Origin of the sequence: Treponema sp. (assembly GCF_045657965.1) — a bacterium.
GTDB lineage: Bacteria > Spirochaetota > Spirochaetia > Treponematales > Treponemataceae > Treponema_D.
The window spans coordinates 1-5,531 of sequence record NZ_JAZOUG010000001.1; the positions used below are offsets into that span (position 1 = coordinate 1).

At 35.9% G+C, this 5,531-nt stretch carries 4 protein-coding genes; all 4 read right to left on the minus strand.

Annotation, left to right across the window (positions count from 1 at the left end):
• Positions 1 to 34 precede the first annotated feature (34 nt).
• A complete protein-coding gene (locus ACKI5B_RS00005) occupies positions 35 to 1,783 on the minus strand; it encodes a P83/100 family protein (RefSeq protein WP_407424901.1) in 1,749 nt (582 codons plus the stop codon).
• 56 nt (positions 1,784 to 1,839) lie between these two features.
• Entirely contained in the window at positions 1,840 to 3,609 is a 1,770-nt protein-coding gene (locus ACKI5B_RS00010; protein WP_407424902.1) for a PQQ-binding-like beta-propeller repeat protein, read from the minus strand.
• Positions 3,610 to 3,612: 3 nt separating this feature from the next.
• On the minus strand, positions 3,613 to 4,857 hold the full coding sequence (locus ACKI5B_RS00015) for a class I SAM-dependent RNA methyltransferase (protein ID WP_407424903.1): 1,245 nt from the start codon (positions 4,855 to 4,857) through the stop codon (positions 3,613 to 3,615).
• Positions 4,854 to 5,531, minus strand: a 678-nt coding sequence (locus ACKI5B_RS00020) for a DnaB-like helicase C-terminal domain-containing protein (protein WP_407424904.1), incomplete at its 5' end; no start/stop codon positions are given. The genes ACKI5B_RS00015 and ACKI5B_RS00020, both read right to left, overlap by 4 nt.

The window sequence follows — 5,531 nt, forward strand, 5'->3', positions numbered from 1 at the left end:
TAAAAGCCGCCTTTTAAGTTAAATAAAAATTGCTTTATTTTGCATTACTATAAACATTTGATGCTGAATCAGCTGCTCTCTGTAAAGCATTTCTGTTATCCTGAGCCGATGCAGGAGAAATGCTTGACAAATCTTGGGGATTAAGAACAATTGCCTGACCGTTTGAATCAGTTACCAGAATTCCTTTTGCTGTAATAGTAATTGGCGTTGAAGCCTTCACTTTTACCTGAGATTTGAGCTGATTTTCAACTTTATCATTATATTTTCCAATATAATAGTCAGAACCTTCCTGAATTGTACAGAAATAACTGCCTTCTTTTTCTACAAGTACTGAAACTTCAGAAAGTTTTTCTGCACTTTCAATTGCTATCTCAAGATTTTTCTTATCGATAGCAACAAGACGAACAGCACCATTACCAAAATTGGTTCCAGCAATTGCAATAAAACTGTCACCGGCATCAAAAGCTGTTCTACCCCTGATTACAGTTACAGGAGATTCTTTTAATACAGTGCCTGTCTGGCTGTCCATTTTTACAAGTTCACTTGTAACTCCGGCATCATCAAGAACTTTTAAGCCGTAAATAACATTACCATCTGCATTCTGAGAAGATTCCTTAATAAGTGACTGCTGGTCTTTTGCAATAGAAGTTCTTTCTTCCTGAGCTTCACTGCGTTTTTGATCAGCCTTTGCCTGAGCTTCATCTGCTGATTTCTGTGCACTTGAAGCAGTCTGAGACTGAGATTCTGTCTTTTTATTCTGTTCATCTGCTTCTTTTTGAGCAGAGTCAGCTTCTTTTTTAGCAGAATCGGCTTCTTTCTGTGCTTTTGAAGCATCAGACTGAGCTTTTTTATCATCAGGATTTTCCTGAGCTTTTTTATTAGCTTCATCAGCCTTTTTCTGAGCAGAAGCTGCATTTTTATTAGCTTCATCTGCCTTTTTCTGAGCAGAAGCTGCATTTTTATTAGCCTGAGCTGATTTTTTCTGCTCTTCTGCAAGTTTTGCCTTTTCGTCATCTGCTTTTTTCTGAGCAGAATCAGCTTTTTCCTGCTCATTATCAGCTTCACGCTCTTTTATATCAACCATTCCCTTTCTGGAATCAACACCTTTGTCGTCTTCACCCTGCATTGATTTTATTACCTGTTTGTCCGAAATAAGGGATGTATCAACAGTACTTAAACCGCCTGCCAGATCTGAAAGAGGAATTACAATCTGAGATTTTCCAGGCCATTCACGATAATCGGTAGAAAGACCAACGATTGATGCTGAAAGATTTTTTGTTACAACGTCTTTATATTTTGAATTGTATGTGTCAATCTGTCCACGGTAAACAGCATTATAAACTGTTACGAAAGTTGCAATTGTATCTGCATCACGATTTGAATAACCATAAGCAGCAGAAAGATAAGCCGAAATTATACGGCGAAGGTTTGTAATATGATCAACGGTTGCATTTTTTCCGATAATCAGAATATCTGCATCAAGTTTTTCTTTTGTATTTAAATCAACTGCATGAATTACAGAATATCTGTTTGAAGAACCGAATGTTCCTGATTTCTGCAGATTACCATTTACCTGTTCTCCAAGTGAAGAACCAATCTGCCTGATTTCAGCTATTGTATTAATTACAGAATGAGGGCCAGAATAGTTTCTGAAAACAACCGTATCTGCCCCGCCTGTACTTTGAATTTCATTCCGGTCAACTTCAAGTGCGCTAATACTTGCTGCAGCAAAAATTGCAAGTATTATAGTCAATGTTTTTTTTAAAACTTTTTGTGAGTTCATTAACTCCTCCTTTTTTTTAAAGAACAAAGCTATTATATCATATGTAAAAGAAATTGTCACTTTTTCTCTAATTCAATCATCTTAGAAAGTACATTTCTTGAATAATCTCTGATTGATTTATCATATTGCGGATAAAACAAATGTGATAAAATATTCTTTCCCTGTCGGTTTAAAGCAGGACGCCCCATATAACGGCAGATTTCGTAAGTAGAATCGCATATTGATTTTAAAACTGCCGTTTGAGACGGTTTTATTTTATTCACAACCAGATTTTCTAACGCTGAAAGCATTTGTCCGTCCTCATCATATCCGCAGGAACCTGCAAAAGCTATTATTGACGATAACTGACTTAAATCTGTCTGTGTCTGCAATAATCTCGCAAAATAAACAGAAAATTCCCTTGTTCCAGTTTCTGCCATAAGATACAGAAGATTTTGAGTATAAACAGCATTTTCAGCAAAAAAATTTCCCTTATTCTGACTTTGAAATACTGTCAGGGTTGCATATGAACTAATATAGTTTTCTGCTTCAGTTTTTATCAGAGAAAGATATTCTTCTTCATTTTCTCCATAATCACCTTTTGAAAATGCCTGAGATATTTCTGTCATTTTTTGTACATTAAGAGGTCTGATTCCTAATCCAAGAGATACAGAATCAACTTTTTTAGATTTTACATAAGAAATTGAATGGTTTTTCGAAGAAACTGAGAATATCTTTGAATTTTCAAGCTGATTCATAAGATACGCTTTCATAGACCAGTCTTTCATACATAAAATTAAGTAATTTTTATCAGTATAAGCAATGGAATTCCAGATATTTTTTTGAGGAAGCTGGGCAGCATATAAAATTGTGCCGTTTTCATTAAATTCACATGCAGTATGAATACCGCTTATAAAAAAGCCGGACTGAGTCGGTTTTGCAATCTGAAAATCTTTTGGAGCAATCTGACCTACCTGAAAACGATTTAAAATTTCACCACTTTCAGTCTTTACAATTACAGCCTCTGTTTTATTTCCATTTTGAAAAAAGAACGCAGAATTTTCAGTTTTTGCTGAATAACAGATTTTAAAAGAACCGGCTGTATTTCCAGAACCATTAACCCATTTTGAAACAGCAGAATTTTCTTTAAGAGTGACAAGTCCAATCGAACCATTTTTAAGGGAAATCAAAACTCCCTGTTCACAGGACAAAGCAGTTGAAACAGTATTTGAAAAAGTAATGTCTTCGATTTTTCTTCCAAATGGAGAATACCTGTTTGCCAGACTTTTTCCGCCGGAAGTCTTTTTTAAAATTGCAAGAATTGAACCATCTTCAAGAGCCAGCAATGGAAAAGAAGCTAATTCTTCACAGTTAAGAAACCATTTTCGTTTTCCATCAAGTCCATAACAGGCAATTGATTTACTGCCTTTAACAAATACCCTGCCATCATTTCCAACTAAAGGAAAATCATTTATATTAAACTGACATTTTGCAGTCCATAATGTCATTCCAGAAGGATTAATCAGACTTAGACTGGATAAATCAGTAACAACATATAAAAAATCTCCGAATGAAGAAATATATTTTGTAGGCCTTCCCTTTATGCTTCTTTGCCAGATAACATTTCCGGAACTTGTACATGCTGATAAAAGCCGTCCGTCACTTACAAGTGCAACACCATACGAAGTATCAACGCAGGGTGAAACCGCTTCACCGCCAATAACAGCCTGCCAGGAAGGAGACAAAGATTTTAAATCAACAGTTCTGAGCTGATTTTGTGAGAAAAGTTTAAATGTAAAGAATAACAAAACGAAAATTTTCAGAAATGAGCAGCAGTTTTTTTTCATTTTTTATTCAGTATAATCAAAATATGCAAGAGATTCTATGTGTGAAGTATGCGGATAAAAATCAAGAAGATAAAGCTTTGAAAGACTGTAACCAGATTTTACCAGCGATAAAGCATCACGGGCATGTGTACTTGGATTACAGCTCACAGAACGAATCTGAGGAATTTTTGATGAACAAAGCCAGTTTTTAACATCTTTTTCCATTCCGGCACGCGGAGGATCAATAACAACCGCATCAATTGAGCCATAATTTGATAAAACCTGAGGCAAACTGTATTTTATCCATTTTTCACCGCTTAAGCCGAAACTTTCGTGTTTTTTTCCTGAAAGATTTTCTTCAGCAAAAACCAGAGCATCCCGGTTATGCTCAACAAGAATTACATTTTCAAATAAATCTGCTAAAAACACGGAAAAAGTGCCGCATCCGCAGTACATATCAAGAACTGTCTTTCCAAAAAGATTTTTTGTAACTTCAGATATTGTCTTTTCCAGAACTTCAAGATTTGACTGAAAAAATCCCTGTACATCAAAAGCAATTTTTTTTCCAAGAAGTTCAAGTTCACACCTGTTGTTCTGATTTAATGTCGTTCCTGAAAAAAATCTGCTTTTTTGAAGATGCAGTTTTTCTTTTCGTTTTTTGCTTGCACCTCCCTGAAGTTTTATTTCTTTTGAAGTTTTTTCACGTTCTTCTGCGACAATAATTTTTTTATCTGATAGAATTCGTTTATCTCCAAAAAGATGCACCCTTTTCTCAGGACGCTGATTTTGAGGAATTTTTGAAAGATATTCATTTATTTGTTCAGTTGCAATCGGACAGTTTTGAAGATTAACGATTTCATTGCTTTCTTTTTTATTAAATCCGCCGTCCGTAAGCTGAATTCTGCTTCTATAAGCTTTATCAGTTCCTGAAATGATTTCTATTTCCGGACATTTAATTCCTTCACGCTCAAAACAGTCTGCAATAATAGACTTTCTAAGTTCTTTTTGATATTCATAATCAATATGCTGTAAATTACAGCCGCCGCATTTACCATATAAAGGACAAAATGGCTCTACTCTATGTTCTGAAGATGATAAAATCCTGACAATTTTTGCAAAATCGTAATCACGAAAAGACTTAATAATTTCAATTTCTAATTCTTCACCGGGAACTGCATAAGGAATAAAAACATTTTTCCCGTTAATCTGTGCAAGACAGTCACCGCCTGCAACCATTTTAAGTGCTTTTACTATGAATTTTCCGCTCATTCTTCATTTGCCTTATTTTCAAATCTTGTAATTGAACTCAGGAATAAGAGCGGGACATCCCCAATAGGACCGTTTCGCTGTTTAGCCACGATTATTTTTGCATCCTGAACCGGCTCTGCTTCTCCGTCTTCCTGCTTTTTACGCTCACGGTGAATAAACATAACGACATCGGCATCCTGTTCGATTGAGCCTGAACCTCTAAGCTGATTTAATGATGGCTCGTTTCCTTCGGCATCACGGCTTACCTGACAGAGAGCTACAATCGGAATATTAAGTTCACGGGCAAGAGATTTTAATGATTTTGATATTTCTGAAACCTGCTCATAAACAGGAGCGGCTGAATTTTCTGTTGCAATAAGACCAATATAGTCAATAAATATAACTTCGACCTTTTGATTTGTCCTCATACGGCGTGCCATTGCACGAAGGTCAATTAACTGCATGTTAGGAGTATCTACGATATAAAGAGGTGCATCATAGCAGCGGCCTGCAGCATCATTGATTTTCTGGAAGTCATCGAGTTTAAGCATACCAGTTCTTAGTTTTGTTCCTGGTATGCGTGCATTCTGTGAAAGAAGACGCTGACCAATCTGGGCATAAGACATTTCCAGTGAGAAAAAACCGCAGGGAATTTTTTTTGTAACGGCAATATGCTCCATCATATTAAGTGCAAG

Bases quoted from the DNA above. Each gene is read 5' to 3' on its own strand.
- ACKI5B_RS00010 (WP_407424902.1), bottom strand. From the start codon at position 3,609: ATGAAAAAAAACTGCTGCTCATTTCTGAAAATTTTCGTTTTGTTATTC.
- ACKI5B_RS00015 (WP_407424903.1), bottom strand. From the start codon at position 4,857: ATGAGCGGAAAATTCATAGTAAAAGCACTTAAAATGGTTGCAGGCGGT.
- ACKI5B_RS00005 (WP_407424901.1), bottom strand. From the start codon at position 1,783: ATGAACTCACAAAAAGTTTTAAAAAAAACATTGACTATAATACTTGCA.